The 2,450-nt window shown below is 62.2% G+C and carries 1 protein-coding gene and 1 pseudogene; one reads left to right on the top strand and one right to left on the bottom strand.

The window, feature by feature from the left end:
* Positions 1-734 (bottom strand): annotated as a pseudogene (locus tag AAFM29_RS17130) (M23 family peptidase); the annotation flags it as partial.
* Between the two features lie 305 nt (positions 735-1,039).
* Between AAFM29_RS17130 and AAFM29_RS17125 the strand changes: the two are divergent.
* Positions 1,040-2,335, top strand: a complete 1,296-nt coding sequence (locus AAFM29_RS17125; protein WP_341713938.1) for a glutamate-5-semialdehyde dehydrogenase — start codon at positions 1,040-1,042, stop codon at positions 2,333-2,335.
* Positions 2,336-2,450 lie beyond the last annotated feature (115 nt).

The following is a 2,450-nucleotide window of genomic DNA, read 5'->3' as shown; positions in this document are numbered from 1 at the left end:
GTATTGGGGATGCCCTGCAGGCTATTTTCCAAAGCGCTCATGCGCGACAAGGATTGGGCGAGGCGTTCGAAACGCGGGTCCATTCCCTTGTCACCGCTTGTGAAGGGGATGAAGGGACCACCCATCGCGGTGTTCTTCTTCTCGGCGTTCAGCGCGACCTGCGTGGGGTCGAGGCCGATCTTGCGGATCGCATTGGCTGCCGCATCTGCGCGGCGGTCGGCAAGGCGGGTCAGACCCTCTACAAAAGCCAGCTGACGCGCTTCCAACCGGGCAAGGCCGCCCGCTTCGGGAAGTACGGCGCTGACCTTCTCAACCGTCGCCTTAGTAGCGTCGGTCGAATCCTGCACACCCTTGACCGCGCCGACCTGCGGCAGCTCGCCAAGGTGGCTTTCGACCATGTCCTCAATGAATTCCTGGCGGCGCGAAAGATCGCTCGTCACATCGCCCAGATTGTCGCGATAGGCATCGACCCGGCTTTCGGCGGTGGCGACCTTCGCCTCTCGCGCGTTGAGCGCGGCGGCATTGTTGCGCGTGTTCCACTCGCTCACCAATGCAAAGGTCATCGTGATCGACCAGACCAGGGCGAACAGCGCGACGGCCCCAGCCGCCTTCATCTGCAGCGAGGAAGAGATCCGCACGAAACGAACCTGTCCCTGCGAGCGCATGATGAACTCGCGGTCCGGAAACCAGCCCTTGATCCGGGCGAAGAGCGTGCTTGCGGCAGCTTGCGCCAAGGTAAGACCCCGTATGTCCCAATTAGCCTCGAAGGGGTGCGAGGCTTTCCCGTCCCCCTTTGGCTAGCAGGGCGATGGTTAAGGGGAAGTTGCCACTTTCGAGTTAGCGGTGAAGCGTTGGATCGATGGGGTGAATTGTGACGAATTGTGGCAAACGCGGTTAAATCCCGGGAACCATTGATGTTTGCAATGCGTTTACCCGCGCTTTCGGGCCCGGTGCTGACATTGGGGTCAGCAGATTCGCTGCCTTCAGTTTTTTTGCCCAAAACCCTCGCAAATCTGCCATTCATCGCTAGGTTATCGACATGGATACAGTGATCGAAAAGAAACCCGACGCCCCCCTGACCGAGCAAGACGCCGCGAATCTGATCGAGGAGCTGGCGAAGAAGGCCCGTGTCGCTCAGAAGAAGCTGGCCGCGATGAGCGATGCCGAAAAGGCCGCCGCCCTGCGCGCCGCCGCCGCATCGCTGCGCGACCATGCAGGCGAGATTCTGGCCGCGAATGAAAAAGACATTGCCGCTGGCGAAGAGCGCGGTCTTTCCGGCGCGATGCTCGACCGGCTGAAGCTTGATGAAGACCGGCTGGAAGGCATTGCCGCTGCGGTCGAGAACGTGGCGAGCCTGCCCGACCCGGTTGGCCAGCGCATTGACGAGATGGAGCGGCCCAATGGCCTGCACCTCTCCCGCGTGCGCGTTCCGGTTGGCGTGATCGGCATTATTTATGAAAGCCGCCCCAATGTGACCGCCGATGCCGCGACTCTATGCGTGCGTTCGGGCAATGCCGCGATCCTGCGCGGCGGGTCCGAAGCGGTGCATTCCAATCGCGCGATCAACAAGGCGATTTCCGAAGGCCTTGCGAAGGAAGGCGTGCCCGAAGGCGCGGTGCAGCTGATCCCGACGCAGGATCGCGGCGCCGTGGGTGCCTTGCTCAAAGCTGCAGGCCATGTCGACATGATCGTCCCGCGCGGCGGCAAGTCACTGGTCGCGCGCGTTCAGGAAGAGGCGCGCGTCCCCGTGCTCGCGCATCTGGACGGCATCAATCATACCTATGTCCACTCCAGCGCCGATCCGGCCATGGCTGAGGCGATCGCCGTCAATGCAAAGCTGCGCCGCACCGGGGTCTGCGGCGCGATGGAAACGTTGCTGATCGACGCGGCCTTCCCCGAACCGGACGTGCTGGTGAAAAAGCTGATCGACGCAGGCTGCGAAGTGCGCGGCGATGCGAAGGTGCAGAAGATGGACGAGCGCGTCGTCCCCGCCATCGATGACGACTGGGACACTGAATATCTCGAAGCCATCGCCTCGGTCGCCATTGTCGACGATATCAATGCCGCACTCGACCATGTCGCGGCGCATAGCTCGGGCCATACCGATGCCATCGTTGCCAGCGATCCGGCTGCGCTCGAACGCTATCTCAATGAAGTCGACAGCGCCATCGTGATGGCCAATTCCTCCAGCCAGTTCGCCGATGGCGGCGAATTCGGACTTGGTGCAGAAATTGGCATTGCCACCGGGCGCCTGCACGCACGCGGCCCGGTCGCATTGGAAGGGCTGACGACTTATAAATGGCAGGTTCGCGGCAGCGGCCAAACGCGTCCGTAAAACGGGCCACCACGCCCACACTGCCACTGCAGTTGAAGATGGGGAGGGCGAGGGCCATCTGGCCATCGTGACCTCCCCATTTCCATTCTCCCCCCGGAGCGCCCCACATGAAATA

It is taken from the genome of Erythrobacter sp., assembly GCF_038133525.1.
In the GTDB taxonomy this organism is placed as follows: Bacteria; Pseudomonadota; Alphaproteobacteria; order Sphingomonadales; family Sphingomonadaceae; genus Qipengyuania.
This window is presented reverse-complemented; position numbering and strand designations above follow the sequence as displayed.

What these genes read in the sequence shown, in the direction of transcription:
- AAFM29_RS17125 (WP_341713938.1), top strand. Translation starts at nt 1,040, where the DNA reads ATGGATACAGTGATCGAAAAGAAACCCGACGCCCCCCTGACCGAGCAA.